Genomic DNA, 16,187 nt, shown 5'->3' with positions numbered 1-16,187 from the left:
AGACGTGATCGTCACGCTGACCCCGGTCAGCCCGACCGACCGAGCAGCCCGACGAGTGCGTCCACCGCCGCGACCTGCCCCGCGACGAGCATCGTCCGGGCGTCGTCGACGCCCACCCACCGGGCGTCGTCCACCTCCGGCACCTCGACGAACCGGCCGGACCCCCGCGGGAGCTCGAGCCGCACGGTGTTGCTCCGCACCGCCACGACGGAGAAGCCGGGCGCGGCACCGGCGAACACGACGACGCGCTTGCCCGAGGCCTGCCGGAACTCCCCCAGCTCGGACCACGGCACGTCGGGCGCCGGCACGCCGATCTCCTCGTGGAACTCCCGCAGCGCGGCCTCGAGGGGCTGCTCGTCGGTGTACTCGCCCTTGGGGATGGACCACGCCCGCTCGCGCCGACGCCAGAACGGACCGCCCATGTGCGCGATGAAGAGCTCGGTCCCGGACGCACCGGTCCGGTACAGCAGCAGTCCCGCACTCCGCACCACGATCCGAGGCTACGCTCGCCCGCATGACGCCCCTGCACCTCGCCGACGGTCGCACGGTCCTCGTCGCCGACACCGGCGCCCACTCCGGCAGTGCCAGTGGCAGCACCGCTGGCAGCACCTCCGTGGTCTGGCACCACGAGACACCGCACACCGGCGCCCACCTCGCCCCGGTCCTCGCCGCCGCCACCGAACGCGGTCTCCGTCTGGTCGCCGTCACCCGCCCGGGCTTCGGCGGCGCCGACCCCCTGCCGGGTCGCACCGTCGCCGACGGCGCCCGCGACCTCGAGCAGGTCCTCGACCTCCTGGGCATCGACCGGGTCACCGCGATCGGTGGGTCCGGCGGCGGCCCGCACGCCCTCGCCGCGGCGGCCCTCCTGCCCGACCGCGTCACCGCGGTCGCGACGTTCGCCTCCCCCGCCCCGTTCGTCGACGCACCGGCCTGGTGGGACGGCATGGCCGACGACGGTGGCCTCCGCGCAGCGGTCCTCGGACGGGAGGCTCGGCTCACCTGGGCGGACACCGCCGGCTTCGACCCGGCGCAGTTCACCGACGCTGACTGGGCAGCGCTCGACGGCGACTGGGCGGCGCTCGGTCAGGACGCGCAGGCCGCCGGCGAGACGGGTCGCGTGGGCAGTGCCGACGACGACCGGGCGTTCGTCACCGGCTGGGGCTTCGCGCTCGCCGACGTGCACGTGCCGACCCTCGTCGAGCAGGGTGTGGACGACCGGGTGGTGCCGCTGGCGCACGGCCGGATGATCGCCACCGCCGTCCCCGGTGCCGTGCTCCACGAACGACCGGGTGCCGGTCACGTCTCGGTCCTCGCCGGCGTCCCCGCGGCGCTGGACTGGCTCGCCGCGCAGGGGTGAGGGGGCGGGTCAGCCGGCGAGCGTCCGGAGCTCGGCCGCGACCCGCCGGGTCAGGTAGGCGACGCCCCGGGTGTTCGGGTGCAGCGCGCCCGGCTCCAGGTCGATCCGGCGGAACCCGCTCGTGGAGTCGAGCGTGACGCCGGACACGTACGCCCCGGAGCGGGCGCAGCTCGTCCGCCCCTGGGTGGCCCGGAAGACGTCGAGGTAGCGGACACCGGCGGCCGTGGCAGCGGACCGGGCCACGTCGTCCAGCTCCTCCTGCACCCCGTGCAGGTACGCGACGTCCGTGTCGGTGAACGGGTAGGTGTCCGTCGGGAACGACCCGGTCAGCGTGCCGAGGTCGAGCCCGGCGCGGAAGCACCCCTTCGCCGGGGTGTGCTCGGCGTCGGGGAAGATCGCCGGGTACCCGAGGAACAGCACGCGGGCGTTCGGCGCGGCACGGCGGACCGCGGCGAGGGTGTCGGCGATGCCGAGCGCCACGCGGGACTGGATCTTGGCGCCGAGCTGGTCCTCGCCGTCGTGCACGAGGGTGCTCCGGCAGGAGGAGGCGTCACGGCCGGAGAACACCGGGCCCTTCGCCGTCAGGGCCAGGCAGGACGCCGCCGTGCCGAACAGGTCTGCGTCGTTGCCGCCGATCGTCAGCGTGACGAGCCGGGTCCGCGCGGAGAGGGCCTCGATCTGCGGGGGGACGCCCCTGAACTGGTGCCGCTCGGTGACGTCCTCGCTCGTGGCCCCGCCGCAGGTGACGTCCTGCAGCGCGAGGCCGAACCGGGCGGCGATCCGGTGCGGGTAGTCCCTGGCGGACTGCCCGCACGCGGACACCGGCAGCCGGGTGGGGTCGGTCAGGCCGTACCCGGCCGAGTACGAGTCACCGAGGGCGACGTACTCGCTCCCCGGGGGCAGCCCGGCGAGCGCCTCGGCGGGCGGGGACGACACCGGGTAGGGCTGCGGGACCGGCCAGGACGGTGCCGCAGAGGCCGGAGCCGGAGCGACCGCCCCTGCCCCGAGCACACCGACGAGCGCCAGGGCGGCGAGCAGCGTCGAGCGGGCGGAGCGGAGCAGGGCGGGTCCCTCGGGTGCGGGTCGGGTGGTCGGGGACGATCACCCTACCCGCGGCGCGCTCAGCGTCGGCCGAGTCGCCGTTCGCCGCCGCTGCCCGTGCGGTACTCGAGGCCGTAGTGCGCGAACACCTCGGGCTCGAGCTCCGCCGTCAACTCGCCGTCCGTCGCGATCGACGGGCCGTCCTTGATCGCCTTCTTGCCGAAGGTCACGCGGAGGTGCTTCGGGGTGACCGTCGCGCCGACCAGCGGCACGAACACGAGCTTCGTGAAGCCCATCACACCGGTGGTGAGCGAGCCGAACGCAGGCTCGGACGTCGCGGTGTCGTAGTAGATGCTCTCGAGGTTCCCGACCTTGTCGTCGCTCTCGTCGACGACCGGCAGGCCGATCCAGTCCCGGATGTTGGCCGCTTCGAACACGGGTGCTCCCTCCGCGGCCGTCGGACGATCCGAAGCCGCGCCTCGACGCTACCGGTCGGTCGTCGCCGTCGTCCGCAGGTCCGGCACGACGCCGAGCTGGTCCACGGCCCCGAGCACGTCGGCGGCGTGCACGGCGAGGATCGCGGGGTCGGGGTCCTCCGCGAAGACGTCTCCGCGGCGGACCGACGCGTCGGTGAGCACGATGTGCGGTCCGGTCGCCGGCGGTCCCCACGACTCGGGCGGGGCCGGGCCGAAGAGCACCACGGACGGGATCCCGTAGGCGGACGCCAGGTGCGCGGCGCCGGTGTCGACGGTGACCACGAGCCGCGCCGCGGCGACCACGGCGGCGAACGGCTGCAGGTCCAGGACCCCGGCCAGCACGTCGTCGGTTGCCAGGCCGACCGCGTCGGCGACGGCGGCGGCGCGCTCGACGTCCGCCGAGCCTCCTGTCAGGACGACGTGGAAGCCGCGCTCCTGCAGGCCACGGACCACTTCGGCGAAGCGGTCGACGGGCCAGTGCCGGGCACCGTGGAAGGCGCCGACGTGCACGACGGCCGCACCCTCGACGACGGCCGGTTCGGCCGGGCGCGCGATCGCGACGTCGTCCGCGTCGGCGTCGTACCCGTGGGCGGTGAGCAGCCCGGCCCAGCGTTCCCGCTCGTTCACCGGACCCTGTTCCCATGCCGGCCCCTCGGCTCCGCCGTGCGCGATGACGAGCCGCGCGCCGAGCGCGTCGACGAGGTCCTGCGACTCCGGGCCGGCGCCGTGCAGGTTCACGGCCACGTCGGTCACCCCGGCGGGCACGCCGATCGGGTGGTCGAAGCCCTGCTGCGCGAGGTGCACGTCGACGTCCGGGATGAGCTCGACGACGGGGGCGAGCCACGCGGTCGTGGCGAGGCTGATGCGGTGGTCGGGGAAGGCCCGACGGATGGCGTGCAGCGCGGGGACCGCCACCAGCAGGTCGCCGAGCTTGATCGCGCGGAGCACGACGAGTTCGGGGCGGCCGTCGGACGGGGGCAGGGCTTCGAGGGCGGTCACGCTCCCGACGCTAGCGGCACGGCGGGAGCCACGCCCGGGACGCGCGGTCAGCGGCCTTCCTGCCGCCGGCGACACACGTCCTTGGTAGAACTCAGGGCATGGCTCTCTCCGTGGACCGTGTCGTGCGCGGTCTCCTCTTCGACCGTGACGACACCCTGGTCATCGACGTCCCCTACAACGCCGACCCGCACAAGGTGGTGCCCGTCCCCGGTGCGCACCGGGCGGTCGAGCGTGCCCGCGCCGCCGGGCTGCCGGTCGGGGTCGTCACGAACCAGTCGGTGATCGCCCGCGGCGGTGCCACCCGCGAGCAGGTCGACGCGACGAACGCCCGCGTGGACGAGCTCGTCGGGCCGTTCGACGTCTGGTGCGTCTGCCCGCACGGCTCCGCCGACGACTGCGCCTGCCGGAAGCCCCGGCCGGGCCTGGTGCTCGAGGCCGCGGAGCGCCTCGGGATCCCGGCGTCGGAGCTCGTCGTGATCGGGGACATCGGCGCGGACGTCGGCGCCGCCGCCGCTGCCGGTGCGCAGTCGATCCTCGTGCCGACACCGCGCACCCGGCAGGAGGAGGTGGACGGGGCCCCCACCGTCGCGGCCACCATCGAGGACGCCGTCGCGATGGCGCTCGCCCGCGTGGCGGCGGCCCGCGCATGAGCGACGAGGGTCCCCGCACCGGACCCCGGGTGCTCGTCGTCCGGCTCGACTCGTTCGGGGACGTCCTGGTCACCGGCCCCGCCGTCCGTGCGGTCGCCGCCGGCGCCTCGCACGTCACGATGCTCTGCGGTCCGCAGGGTGCCCCGGCCGCCGACCTGCTGTCCGGCATCGACCGGGTCCGGGTCTGGGCGGCGCCGTGGGTCACCGAGACCGTCCGGCCGCTCGACGACGCCGTCCTCGCCGAGTTCCGCGCGGTCGTCGCCGAGGAACGGGTCGACGAGGCCGTCGTGCTCACCTCGTTCCACCAGTCGCCGCTCCCGGTCGCGATGCTGCTCCGCCTCGCCGGCGTCGAGCGGGTCTCCGGCGCGTCGGTCGACCACCCCGGCTCGCTGCTCGACGTCCGGCTCCGCCCCGGCGAGGACCTGCCCGAGGACCTCCCCGAACCCGAGCGCGCCCTCCGCATCGCCGAGGCCGCCGGCTTCGCGCTGCCCCCGGAGGACGACGGGAGGCTCGTGGTGCGGCACGACGCCGTCGCACCTGCCGAGGTGGCCGCGCTGGAGCGCTACGTGGTCGTGCACCCCGGCGCCAGCGTGGAGGCGCGCTCGTGGCCGCCCGCGGCCCACCGTGCGCTGGTCGCCGCCTACCGCGACCTCGGCGTCCCGGTGGTCGTCACCGGGTCGCCCGGCGAGCGGGACCTGACCGCGTTCGTCGCCGGTCCCGACGGTGCCGCGGACCGGGCGACCACCGTGCTCGACCTGGGCGGACGGACCAGCCCAGCCGAGCTCGCCGCCGTGCTGGCGGGAGCCGAGGTGGTCGTCGTCGGCAACACCGGGCCCGCCCACCTGGCCGCAGCGGTGGGCGCCAGGATCGTCAGCCTCTTCTCACCCGTGGTGCCCGCTGTGAAGTGGGCGCCGTACGCCGAGCACGTCGAACTGCTCGGCGACCAGGACGCCCCCTGCCGCCTCAGCCGGGCCCGCGACTGCCCCGTCCCCGGGCACCCGTGCCTGACCTCCGTGACCCCCGACGACGTGCTCGACGCCCACGAGCGCCTGACCGGATGCGTTCTGCGGACGAAGCAGAGCACCCTGCGAACTGCTGCAGCCGACGAGCAGTAGCGTGCGGCACTGCTTCTCCTTCTCCTGTTCTCCCGGTCGACGGTCTGTCCGCTCGACGAACGAAAGGCCTGCATGCGCATCCTCCTGTGGCACGTGCACGGCGGCTGGATGGACGCCTTCGTCCGCGGGCCGCACGAGTACCTCGTCCCGACCACCGCGGCACGCGACGGATGGGGCCTGGGAGCGGGCGGCCGCGACTGGCCGAACGTCGTCGAGATCGCGCCGGAGGACGTCGCCGACGCCGAGGTCGACGTCGTCGTGCTGCAGCGCACCGAGGAGGAGGCCGTCGCCGTGGAGCTCCTCGGCGGTCGCGACGTGCCGATCGTCTTCGTCGAGCACAACGCCCCGCGGGTGGACGTGCCGAACTCCGTCCACCCCCTCGGGGACCGCGACGACCTGACGATCGCGCACGTCACGCACTGGAACGCCCTGATGTGGGACTGCGGCACCACGAGGACCACCGTCGTCGAGCACGGGGTCGTGGACCCGGGTCCGCTCTACTCGGGCTCCCTCGAGCGCTTCGGCGCCGTCATCAACGAACCCGTGCGCCGCAACCGGGTCGTCGGCACGGACCTGCTCCCCCGGTTCGCCGAGGTCGCCCCCGTCGACGTGTTCGGCATGGGGACGGACAAGCTCGCCGAGCTCGGGCTCGGCGACGGCCTGGTCGGGCTCGGCGACGTCAAGCCCGACCCGATGCACGCCGCACTCGCGGAACGCCGCGCCTACCTGCACCCGAACCGGTGGACCTCGCTCGGCCTCTCCCTCATCGAGGCGATGCACATGGCCATGCCGGTGCTCGTCCTCGCGACGACCGACGCCTCGCGCACCGTGCCCGCCGAGGCCGGCGCGATCGCGACCGACGTGACGGAGCTGACCCGGGCCTCCCGGCTGCTCCTCGACGACCCGGACGAGGCGCGCCGACGCGGTGCCGTCGCCCGGGAGGCCGCGCTCGCGCGGCACTCGCTCGCCCGCTTCCTCGGCGACTGGGACGAGCTCCTCGACGACGCCGTGACGCGCCACCGGCGCACGCGGGGTGCGAGCCCCGCGCTCGAAGGGAGCACCCGATGAAGATCGCGATGGTCTCCGAACACGCCAGCCCGCTCGCGGTGCTCGGCGGTGTCGACGCCGGCGGGCAGAACGTGCACGTCGCAGCCCTGTCCGGTGCCCTGGCCGACCGTGGGCACGAGGTGACGGTCTACACGCGCCGCGACGACCCCGAACTCGCCGCCCGGGTGATGCTGCGCCCCGGCGTCGAGGTCGTGCACGTCGATGCCGGTCCCGCCCGGGCCGTGCCGAAGGACGACCTGTTCCCGTTCATGGGGACGTTCGCGCAGGTGCTGGCCGCCGAGTGGTTCCTCGACCGACCCGACGTCGTGCACGGGCACTTCTGGATGTCCGGCCACGCCGCGCTCGAGGCCGTGACGCAGGTGCAGTCGCGCACCGGTGGCACCCGGATCCCGATCGTGCAGACCTTCCACGCGCTCGGTGTCGTGAAGCGCCGCCACCAAGGATCCGCGGACACCAGCCCGGACGAGCGCGAGTGGATCGAGCCCGCCGTCGGCCGCGGCGTCGACCAGGTCGTCGCGACCTGCTCCGACGAGGCCTTCGAGCTCAAGGCGCTCGGCGTCCCGCTGCACGCGATCTCGGTCGTGCCGTGCGGGGTCGACGTCGACCGCTTCCGCCCCGACGGCCCCGTCGAAGAGCGCGGCCGGACCGAGCGGGTGCTCACCGCGTCGCGCCTGGTGCGCCGCAAGGGCGTCGGCACGACGATCGCCGCGCTCGCTGCGCTGGTCGAGGCCGGTCGGGACGTCGAACTCGTCATCGTGGGTGGAGCCGGCACGGCCGGGGCCGACCTCGCCGACGACCCCGAGTACCAGCGTCTCGACGCACTCGCCCGGTCGCTCGGCGTGCGGGACCACGTGTCGTTCCGCGGCCAGCTCGGCCAGGACGCCATGCCCTCGGTCTACCGGAGCGCCGACGTCGTCGTCTGCGCCCCCTGGTACGAACCGTTCGGCATCGTGCCGCTCGAGGCGATGGCCTGCGGCCGACCCGTCGTGGCCTCGCAGGTCGGCGGCCTCATCGACACGGTCGTCGAGGACGCGACCGGACTCCACGTCCCGCCGCGTGACGAGGCCGCCGTCGCGGCGGCCGTCACGGCGCTCCTCGACGATCCCGAGCGGCGCGAGGCCTACGGCGCAGCAGGACGCGAGCGGGTCGAGTCCCGCTACGCGTGGACCCGGGTCGCCGCGGACACCGAGCGGGTGTACGAGCGACTCATCAGCGGAGGGGCCACCACGGCGCCGCGGACACGGACGACCACGACGCGCGCCACCCGCGCCGTGCGTGCGACGGAGAGGACGGCACGATGACCATCGAACAGACCGGGATCGGCGCGACCGAGCAGATGCGGGACAGCGCGCAGGTGGTGCTCGACCACATCGCGGCGTCCGTGCCCGTCATCGCGTCGCTCGTCGACCACCACGACCACATCGCAGCCTGGGCGGACGACATCGCGTCGCGGCTCGTCGCCGGACGTCGGCTGCTCGCCGCGGGCAACGGCGGTTCGGCCGCCGAGGCCCAGCACCTCACCTCCGAGCTGACCGGTCGCTTCGACGGAGACCGACCCGCGTACTCGGCGATCTCCCTGCACGCCGAGACCTCCGCGGTCACGGCCATCGGCAACGACTACGGCTTCGAGGAGGTGTTCGCCCGGCAGGTCCGCGCGCACGCCAGGACCGGGGACGTCGTCGTGCTGCTCAGCACGAGCGGCAAGAGCCCGAACCTGCTCGCGGCGGCCGCTGCTGCACGGGCCGTCGGTGCCCGCGCGATCGCCCTGACCGGCGCCCGCCCGAACCCCCTCGCCGACGCCGTCGACGACGCCATCTGCATCGAGGGACCGTCCGCGAACGTGCAGGAGGCCCAGCTCGTCCTCGTGCACGCCCTGTGCCGCGCCATGGAGCCCGCGCTCCGTCACGGGGTGCGCCGATGAGCGCCCGGCTCCGGATCGCCGTCGTCGGCGACACGCTGCTCGACGTCGACGTCTCGGGCACCAGCGAACGGCTGAGCCCGGACGCCCCCGTCCCCGTCGTGGACGTCCGCACCGACGACCGCCGCGCCGGTGGTGCCGGACTCGTCGCCACCATGCTCGCCAAGGACGGCCACGACGTCACGCTCGTCACCGTGCTCTCCGACGACGCCCGGGCGGCCGAGATCCGCGACCTGCTGCCCGGCGTCCGCATCGTCGCCGGTCCGTCCGGTGTCGCCACGCCGGTGAAGACCCGCGTGCGCGTCGGCGACCACGCCCTGGTCCGGATCGACGAGGGCTGCGACACGCCCCCGGTGCCGTCCGCGACGCCGGAGATGACCGCGGCGCTCGACGACGTCGACGCCGTCATCGTCGCCGACTACGGCCGCGGGGTCGCCGCTGCACCGGCCGTCCGCGAGGCCATCGCCCGTGCCACTGAGCACACCCCGGTCGTGTGGGACCCGCACCCCAAGGGCGCCGTCCCCGTGGCCGGCATCACCGTCGCCACGCCGAACGCCTCCGAGGCCCGGCGCTTCACCGAACTCAGCGGCGAGGGCGTGCCCTTCGCCACCGACGCGGCCGCCGCCCTGGTCGACGCCTGGGACGTCCGCGCCGTCGCCGTCACGCTCGGCGACCGCGGAGCGCTCGTCGGCCGCCGCACCCCCCGTGGCATGGACTCCCGCTTCCTGCCGGCACCGTCCGTCACCGCCGGTGACCCCTGCGGTGCCGGTGACCGGCTCGCCGCCGGCGTCGCAGTCGCGCTGGCCGGCGGGGCCGACGTGCCAGACGCCGTCGCGGCCGGTGTGGCCGACGCCTCGGCGTACCTCGCGGCCGGCGGGGTCGCCTCGCTCCTCGCCGACGCCCCCGCGCCGGTCGAGGTCCCCGGGACCGACCGTGACGCCCTGCGGGTCGTGCACCGCGTCCGGAGCGGCGGCGGGACCGTCGTCGCGACCGGCGGCTGCTTCGACCTGCTCCACGCGGGCCACGCTCGGACGCTGTCGGCAGCGCGGGCGCTCGGCGACTGCCTGGTCGTCTGCCTCAACTCGGACAGCTCGGTGCGCCAGCTCAAGGGCCCCGAGCGGCCGTTCATGACGCAGGACGACCGCGTCGAGCTGCTGCTCGCGCTGGACTGCGTCGACGCCGTCGTGGTCTTCGACGAGACGACGCCCGACGAGGCACTCCGCCGCTTCCGCCCCGACGTGTGGGCGAAGGGCGGCGACTACACCGCGGACGAGCTGCCCGAGGCCGTCACGCTCGCCGAGTGGGGCGGACGGGTCGTCACCGTCCCGTTCCACCCGGGCCGTTCCACCACCCGGCTCGCCGCCGCGATCGAACGCGTCAGCTGAACCGCTCCCTGCTCGTCCCTCCCCACACCAGCACCACAACGCAAAGGACATCCATGCCCGTCCCCACCACCCCCATCGGCCGCGTCCTCGTCACCGGCGGCGCATCCGGACTCGGCGCAGCCGTCGTGGCCGCCGTCACCGAGGCCGGCGGCACCCCGATCGTCCTCGACCTGCGCATCGACGCCGTCCCCGAGGGCGTCGACGCCGTCGCCGTGGACGTCTCGGACACCGACGCCGTCGAGCAGGCCGTGCGCGAAGCCGTCGAGCGCCACGGTGGCCTCGACGCCGTGGTCACCGCCGCCGGCATCGACACGCCGGCCCCGATCGACGCGATCTCGTCCGGCAACTGGGAGAAGATCGTCGGCGTGAACCTCATCGGCACCGCGTCGACGGTGCGCGCCGCCCTCCCCGCCCTCGAGGCCTCACACGGCCGCGTCGTGACGATCTCCTCGTCGCTCGCCCTGCGCGGTGTCGGCCACGGCACCGCGTACTCGGCGTCGAAGTTCGGCGTCCGCGGCTTCTCGCAGGCCCTGGCCGCCGAGACGGCCGGGCGCGTCGGCGTCACGAACGTGATCCCCGCCGGCATGCGCACGAACTTCTTCGCCGACCGCACCGAGCAGTACAAGCCGGGCCCGGACGCGCAGCTCATCGAGCCCGAGTACGTCGCGAACTCGATCATGTTCGCGCTCTCGCAGCCGGCAGGCTGCGAGATCCGCGAGCTGTCGATCATGCCGGCCACGGAGCCCAGCTGGCCGTGACGCGCTGACGCGCCCATGTCGCGGACGGGAGGCTCGGTGCCAGCTGGCACCGGGCCTCCCGTCCGTGTCGGTGGTGCGTTCGTTCCCCTGTCGCGCGCCATGGGAGGTCGGATCGCGCGTGGAGGGTCGGAAGTTCCGACACGCAACGCGCGATTCCACTCGCAACGCGCGATTCCACCCGCTGTGCGTTCCGCCGCAGCGCTACCGGACCGGCGCCGTCCGGAGCAGGTCCTCGACGTCGGCGAGCACCTGCTCCGGCGTGACCTGGTCGACGTAGGACGGGTCGTGTTCGCAGCGCTCGGCGGTCCAGCCGACCTGCGTGACGTCGGTCCCGCACACCGGGCAGCGCGTGACGAAGGACATCAGGACGCGGTGCCGGCCGCGGTCGAGCGGTCCGGCGTTGATGACGTTGCCGAACCAGAACACGCCGACCGTGCGGGTGCCGACGGCCAGGGCGAGGTGGCGCGGACCGGAGTCGTCGCCGACCATCACGTCCGCGGCGCCGAGCACCGCGGGGAGCTCCCGGAGCGGGAGCGAGCCGACGACGTCGTGCAGGCGATCGGTCGAGCCGAGGGCGTCCTGCACGGCCGCGGTGATCCGGTCGGTGGCGGGGCGGTCGGAGTCGTCGCCGACGACCACCACGTCGTCCCCGGCTCGGAGACGGGCGATGGCCACGGCGGCGAAGTGCTCCGGGCTCCAGCGGCGTCGGGGGTCCGTCGCGCCCGGGTGCATCGCGACGAGGTTCCCCGTCACGCCGAGGCGCGCCCGGACGGCGGTGCGCTCCGCGTCCGTCACGGCGAGGCGCGGGTCGAGGGTGACGGGTTCCGCGCCCGCCAACCCGGCGACCTCGAGGCCGCGCAGCACCTCGTGCTGGTAGTAGACGTAGCGGACCCAGCGCTCGAGCACCTCGGCGTCCTCGGTGGCGGTCCCCACGGTGTGGCGGGCGCCGAGGCGGAGCAGGAACGGGTTCGAGTTGCGTCCACCGCCGTGCAGCTGCACCGCGAGGTCGAACCGGCCGTGCAGCCGGTCGAAGAAGTCCTCCGGCGTCGGCGCGCCGTCGCCGGCGTCGCGGACACCCGGCACGACGGGGAGCTCCTCGACGGCGTCGACCGCGTCGCTCCGGCCCTCGAGCAGGGCCGCCGCCGCGGGCGTGCCGAGCAGGGTCAGCCGGGCGTCGGGGTAGGCAGCTGCGAGTGCCTCGATCGCGGGCATCGCGAACATCAGGTCGCCGAGGCCTCCGCCCCGCAGGACCGCGACCTCGCGGACCCCCTCGAACCGTTCGCCGCCGTCGCCGATGCGCACCACGTCCGCTGTCTCCTGTCGTCGTCGGTCGGGATCGACCGACGTCCTGTCTACCGAGCATCGCTGGGCGGTGTGCCGCCTGACCGCGGAACGCAGTGCCGTGACCACGTCCAGAGAAGGAGGAGCAGTGTCGAACTCCTCATGACCATCGGCGTGACCCATCAGCGCCGACCCGTGAGCACTGACCCATCAGCACTGTCCCAGCAGCACCGCCCGGAAGGACGCGCATGACGCTCGAAGCCCCCACCGCCACGGACGAGGTCGTCGTCCTGGACCCCGTGACCGGCGACGTCGCCTCCACGACCGCGCTCGCCGGCCCCGACGCCGTGCACGACGCGGTGGCGCGGGCGCGAGCGGCGTTCCCGGGTTGGGCACGCACCGCCCCGGCCGAGCGCGGGTCCGCGTTGCGCGCCGCCGCCGAGCACCTCCGGGCGCACGCCGACGAGCTCGCCGAGCTGAACACCCGCGAGACCGGCAAGGTCCCCGGTGACGCGGCGGGCGGCGTCGAGGCCGGCATCGGCACGCTCCTGCAGTACGCGGAGCTCGGCCCCCTGCACCGTGGTGAGTCCCTCCGCGGCCAGCACGGTGCCGCGGACTGGACCGTCCCGCACCCGCGCGGTGTCGTCCTGGCGCTCACGCCGTGGAACGACCCGGTCGCCGTCGCGCTCGGCATCATCGGCGCGGCCGTCGTCACCGGCAACACCGTCGTGCACAAGGGCAGCGAGCGGTGCCCCGCGACCTTCGCCCGGCTGAACGAGCTGCTGGCCGAGGCACTGCCCGACGGCGTGTTCGTCGGAGTGGACGGCGACGCCTCCACCGGCGAGGCGCTCCTCACCGAGGACGGCATCGCCGTCTACGCCCACGTCGGCTCCACCGCGACCGGGGACCGGCTCAGCGAGGTCGCCGCCGGCACCCGCGCGCACGTCATCCGCGAGAACGGCGGCAACGACGCGCTCGTCGTCGACGCCGGCGTCGACCCCGTGTGGGCCGCCGGGCAGGCCGCCCTGGGTGCCTTCGCGAACACCGGCCAGATCTGCACGAGCGTGGAGCGCGTCTACGTGCACCGCGACGTCGCCGACGCCTTCGTCGAGGCGCTCGTCGCCGAGGCCGAGGCGAAGACCGCAGCTCCCGCCGCGCAGTACGGCCCGCTCGTCGACGACCGGCTCCGGGTCCTCGTGCAGCAGCACGTCGACGACGCCGTCGCCAAGGGCGCCGAGGTCCGCACGGGCGGCTCCGTGCCCGACGGTGCCGGGACCTTCTACCCCGCGACCGTGCTCACCGGGTGCACCGACGACGCGCTCGTGCTGACCGAGGAGACCTTCGGACCGATCGCGCCCGTCCGCGTGGTCGACTCGTTCGAGGAGGGCCTCGAGCTCGCGGCCGCCGACCGGTACGGCCTGGCCGCCTCGGTCCTGACCAACGACACCGCGCACGCGCTGCTCGCCGCCGCGACCCTCCCCGTCGGCACCGTGAAGGTGAACGCGGTGTTCGGTGGCGCTCCCGGTGGCAGCGCCGAGCCCCGCGGTGCCTCGGGCTCCGGGTTCGGGTACGGCCCGCACCTGCTCGACGAGATGACGACGACCACGGTCGTCCACCTCGAAGCGGCCCCCGCCGCACCCTCGGCCTCCGCCACCCCTGCTCCGTCCGCGACGTCCGCCGCACCGGCTGCGGCCGCTGCTGCACCCGGGACCGACGAGGGCGTCACCGCACCCGCCGAGGGCTTCGACCGATGACCGCCGACGTCCGCCTGGTCCGCGACATGATCGGCCGCATCGACGACCGCGAGCCGCTCGTCGTCGTGATCGGCGACTGCATCCTGGACCGCTGGACGATCGGCGAGGCCGAGCGCGTCTCCCGCGAGGCACCCGCACCCGTCGTCCGCGTCACCGAGACCATCGCGGTCCCCGGCGGCGCGGCGAACACCGCCGTGAACGCCCGCGCCCTGGGTGCCCGCGTCCGCATGGTCGGCCTGCTCGGGGACGACGAGGCCGGGGCGGTCCTCCGCCAGCGTCTCGACGCCGCCGGGGTGGACACCTCGTACATGGTGACGATCCCGGGCGCGACGACCACGTCGAAGTCCCGGATCGTCGGCGGCGACCGTGTGGTCGTCCGCGTCGACGAGCTCGCCGCGATGCCGACCGACGGCCACAGCGAGCAGCTCGCCGCCGCCGTGGCCCGTGCGATCCGCGCCGCCGACGCCGCCGTGGTCTGCGACTACGGCCTCGGGGTGACGCCGGAGAGCGTCCTGCCCGTGATCGACCGCGACCGTCCCGACGTGGTCGTGGTCGACGCCCACGACCTGGGCGGCTGGCGCGAGCTGCGTCCCGACCTCGTCACGCCGAATGCGGGCGAGGCTGCGGCGCTCCTCGGTCGGCCCCTCGGCGACGGTGTCGACCGCGCCGCGACCGTCGTGGCCGCGCGCGACGAGGTCTTCGCCGCCACCGGTGCCCGCGCCGTCGTGGTCACCCTCGACCGCAACGGCACCGTGCTCCTGGAGCCGGGCGAGGACACGGGCTTCCGCACCCGCGCGACCCCGGCCTCCGAACAGCAGGCGTCCGGCGCCGGCGACACGTTCTGCGCCGCCGCCTCGGTCGCCCTGGCCGTCGGCGCCCCGGCGCGCGATGCCGTCGCCTTCGCGCAGGCCGCGGCCGACGTCGTCGTCCGCGAGGCCGGCACGTCCACCTGCGACGCCGCCGCGCTGCTCCGCTCCGTCGAGGCACCGGCCGAGACGGTCGTCGACCACGACGACCTCGCCGCCGCGGTGGCCGTCGCCCGCAGCGAGGGCCGCCGGGTCGTGTTCACGAACGGCTGCTTCGACGTCGTGCACCGCGGACACACCTCGTATCTCCGCCAGGCCAAGGAGCTCGGGGACCTGCTCGTCGTCGCGCTCAACGACGACGACTCCGTCCGTCGGCTCAAGGGCCCGGAGCGGCCGATCAACACCGCCGAGGACCGAGCCGGCGTCCTCGCGGCACTCGCGTGCGTCGACCTGGTGACGGTCTTCGCGACGGACACCCCCATTCCGCTCATCGAACGCGTGCAGCCCGACGTCTACGTCAAGGGCGGCGACTACTCCCCCGAGATGCTCCGCGAGACCGAGGTCGTGCGCAGCTACGGCGGCGAGGTCGTCATGGTCGACTACGTCCCCGAGCACTCCACGAGTGCCGTGGTCCGTCGCATCCGCGAGACGTCGGGAGGGGCGACGGGAGGCGAGGCCGTGTGAGCACCGCCCGCTGGTCAGGAGCCTGGGCGCGCGACGGTCGACCCGACGACGCGCCGGACGTCGACGTCCTCATCCCCACCGTGGGACGCACCGCCGAGCTGGCGACGACCCTCGCCGGGCTCGCCGCCCAGACGGACGCCTCGTTCCGCGTCGTCCTGAGCGACCAGTCGGAGACCAGCGACGTCGCGTCGCGTCCGGCGGTCGCCGCCATGGTGCGCGTCCTGGAGGCCCAGGGCCGGCCCGTCACGCTGCTCACCCACCCGGAACGGCGTGGCCTGGCCGAGCACCGGCAGTTCCTGCTGGACCGCGCGTCCGCCCCGGCCGTGCTGTTCCTCGACGACGACGTCTGGCTGGAGCCCGGCTCCGTGTCCCGGATGCTCGACGCGCTGCGGACGCTCGGCTGCGGCTTCGTCGGCAGCGCGGTGCAGGGGCTGTCGTACCTGGCCGACGTGCGTCCGCACGAGACCGCGCCGTTCGAGCCGTGGGACGGGCAGGTGCTGCCCGAGGTGATCCGCCGCGGGTCCCCGGGCTTCGAGCGCTGGTCGTTGCACAACGCCGCGAACCTCGCGCACGTCGCAGCCGGCCTCGACGTCGAACCGGGCGGGTGGATGCCGTACCACGTCGCCTGGGTCGGTGCCTGCGCGCTCTACGACCGTGCCGCGCTCGTCGAGGTCGGCGGGTTCGAGTTCTGGGACCGGCTGCCGGTCGGCCACGCCGGCGAGGACGTCGTCGCGCAGTGGCGGGTCATGGAGCGCTTCGGCGGCGCGGGGATCGTGCCCTCCGGCGCCGTCCACCTCGAGGCGCCGACGACCGTCACCGACCGCTCCGTCGACGCCCCCGACGTGGTGATGGGGCAGGCACCGGTCATACCCGGGTAGGGGGTCGCCGACCCCGC

Annotated in this window: 16 protein-coding genes; 11 read left to right on the top strand and 5 right to left on the bottom strand. The window is 74.8% G+C overall.

What is annotated here, in order from left to right; translation table 11 throughout:
- Positions 1–26 precede the first annotated feature (26 nt).
- Complete coding sequence (locus OXR63_RS11020) at positions 27–491, bottom strand: NUDIX domain-containing protein (protein ID WP_308202158.1); 465 nt, start codon at positions 489–491, stop codon at positions 27–29.
- Between the two features lie 23 nt (positions 492–514).
- On the opposite strand from OXR63_RS11020, the gene OXR63_RS11015 reads away from it, so the two are divergent.
- The gene (locus tag OXR63_RS11015; protein WP_267423121.1) at positions 515–1,357 is read left to right on the top strand and encodes an alpha/beta fold hydrolase; all 843 of its coding nucleotides are present in this window, start codon (positions 515–517) and stop codon (positions 1,355–1,357) included.
- A gap of 9 nt (positions 1,358–1,366) precedes the next feature.
- On the opposite strand, the gene OXR63_RS11010 is transcribed toward OXR63_RS11015, so the two are convergent.
- From OXR63_RS11010 to OXR63_RS11000, 3 genes are all read right to left on the bottom strand, one after another.
- Positions 1,367–2,293 carry an SGNH/GDSL hydrolase family protein gene (locus OXR63_RS11010; protein ID WP_267423119.1) on the bottom strand — a complete coding sequence of 309 codons (927 nt, stop codon included), beginning with the start codon at positions 2,291–2,293 and terminating at the stop codon, positions 1,367–1,369.
- Positions 2,294–2,478: 185 nt separating this feature from the next.
- Positions 2,479–2,835 carry a PRC-barrel domain-containing protein gene (locus tag OXR63_RS11005; protein WP_267423117.1) on the bottom strand — a complete coding sequence of 119 codons (357 nt, stop codon included), beginning with the start codon at positions 2,833–2,835 and terminating at the stop codon, positions 2,479–2,481.
- Positions 2,836–2,883: 48 nt separating this feature from the next.
- Positions 2,884–3,873: a glycosyltransferase family 9 protein gene (locus tag OXR63_RS11000; RefSeq protein ID WP_267423115.1), complete on the bottom strand. Its 990-nt coding sequence runs from the start codon at positions 3,871–3,873 to the stop codon at positions 2,884–2,886.
- A gap of 98 nt (positions 3,874–3,971) precedes the next feature.
- Between OXR63_RS11000 and OXR63_RS10995 the strand changes: the two genes are divergently transcribed.
- The 7 genes from OXR63_RS10995 to OXR63_RS10965 all read left to right on the top strand — a co-directional run bounded on the left by OXR63_RS10995 (position 3,972) and on the right by OXR63_RS10965 (position 10,767).
- The gene (locus OXR63_RS10995) at positions 3,972–4,523 is read left to right on the top strand and encodes a D-glycero-alpha-D-manno-heptose-1,7-bisphosphate 7-phosphatase (protein WP_267423114.1); all 552 of its coding nucleotides are present in this window, start codon (positions 3,972–3,974) and stop codon (positions 4,521–4,523) included.
- Positions 4,520–5,638 (top strand): glycosyltransferase family 9 protein, encoded by a 1,119-nt coding sequence (locus OXR63_RS10990; protein ID WP_267423112.1) that lies wholly within the window; start codon positions 4,520–4,522, stop codon positions 5,636–5,638. Before OXR63_RS10995 ends, OXR63_RS10990 begins: the two co-directional genes overlap by 4 nt.
- Positions 5,639–5,710: 72 nt before the next feature.
- Positions 5,711–6,706 carry a glycosyltransferase gene (locus tag OXR63_RS10985; RefSeq protein ID WP_267423111.1) on the top strand — a complete coding sequence of 332 codons (996 nt, stop codon included), beginning with the start codon at positions 5,711–5,713 and terminating at the stop codon, positions 6,704–6,706.
- Positions 6,703–8,007, top strand: a complete 1,305-nt coding sequence (locus tag OXR63_RS10980) for a glycosyltransferase (protein ID WP_267423110.1) — start codon at positions 6,703–6,705, stop codon at positions 8,005–8,007. Before OXR63_RS10985 ends, OXR63_RS10980 begins: the two co-directional genes overlap by 4 nt.
- Positions 8,004–8,627, top strand: coding sequence for a D-sedoheptulose-7-phosphate isomerase (locus OXR63_RS10975; RefSeq protein ID WP_267423108.1), 624 nt, complete (start codon positions 8,004–8,006; stop codon positions 8,625–8,627). Before OXR63_RS10980 ends, OXR63_RS10975 begins: the two co-directional genes overlap by 4 nt.
- A complete protein-coding gene (locus OXR63_RS10970; RefSeq protein ID WP_267423106.1) occupies positions 8,624–10,009 on the top strand; it encodes a PfkB family carbohydrate kinase in 1,386 nt (461 codons plus the stop codon). Before OXR63_RS10975 ends, OXR63_RS10970 begins: the two co-directional genes overlap by 4 nt.
- Positions 10,010–10,062: 53 nt before the next feature.
- Entirely contained in the window at positions 10,063–10,767 is a 705-nt protein-coding gene (locus OXR63_RS10965; RefSeq protein WP_194660915.1) for an SDR family oxidoreductase, read from the top strand.
- A 201-nt stretch (positions 10,768–10,968) separates the two neighbouring features.
- Here the strand turns inward: OXR63_RS10965 and OXR63_RS10960 are convergent, their stop codons facing one another.
- Positions 10,969–12,072: a glycosyltransferase family 9 protein gene (locus OXR63_RS10960; RefSeq protein ID WP_267423104.1), complete on the bottom strand. Its 1,104-nt coding sequence runs from the start codon at positions 12,070–12,072 to the stop codon at positions 10,969–10,971.
- A 224-nt stretch (positions 12,073–12,296) separates the two neighbouring features.
- On the opposite strand from OXR63_RS10960, the gene OXR63_RS10955 reads away from it, so the two are divergent.
- Genes OXR63_RS10955 through OXR63_RS10945 form a run of 3 tightly spaced genes read left to right on the top strand, consistent with a single transcriptional unit; the run spans position 12,297 to position 16,170 of the window.
- The gene (locus OXR63_RS10955) at positions 12,297–13,802 is read left to right on the top strand and encodes an aldehyde dehydrogenase family protein (protein ID WP_267423102.1); all 1,506 of its coding nucleotides are present in this window, start codon (positions 12,297–12,299) and stop codon (positions 13,800–13,802) included.
- Positions 13,799–15,292, top strand: a complete 1,494-nt coding sequence (gene rfaE2 / locus OXR63_RS10950; RefSeq protein WP_267423100.1) for a D-glycero-beta-D-manno-heptose 1-phosphate adenylyltransferase — start codon at positions 13,799–13,801, stop codon at positions 15,290–15,292. The genes OXR63_RS10955 and rfaE2 overlap by 4 nt, the downstream gene beginning before the upstream one ends.
- Positions 15,289–16,170 carry a glycosyltransferase family 2 protein gene (locus OXR63_RS10945; protein ID WP_267423099.1) on the top strand — a complete coding sequence of 294 codons (882 nt, stop codon included), beginning with the start codon at positions 15,289–15,291 and terminating at the stop codon, positions 16,168–16,170. Before rfaE2 ends, OXR63_RS10945 begins: the two co-directional genes overlap by 4 nt.
- Positions 16,171–16,187: the final 17 nt, after the last annotated feature.

The sequence above is a fragment of the Curtobacterium sp. GC_Cur_3 genome, from assembly GCF_026544205.1.
Lineage (GTDB): Bacteria > Actinomycetota > Actinomycetes > Actinomycetales > Microbacteriaceae > Curtobacterium.
The sequence above is the reverse complement of the archived record's forward strand: the minus strand, read 5'-3'. Positions and strand labels throughout refer to the sequence as shown.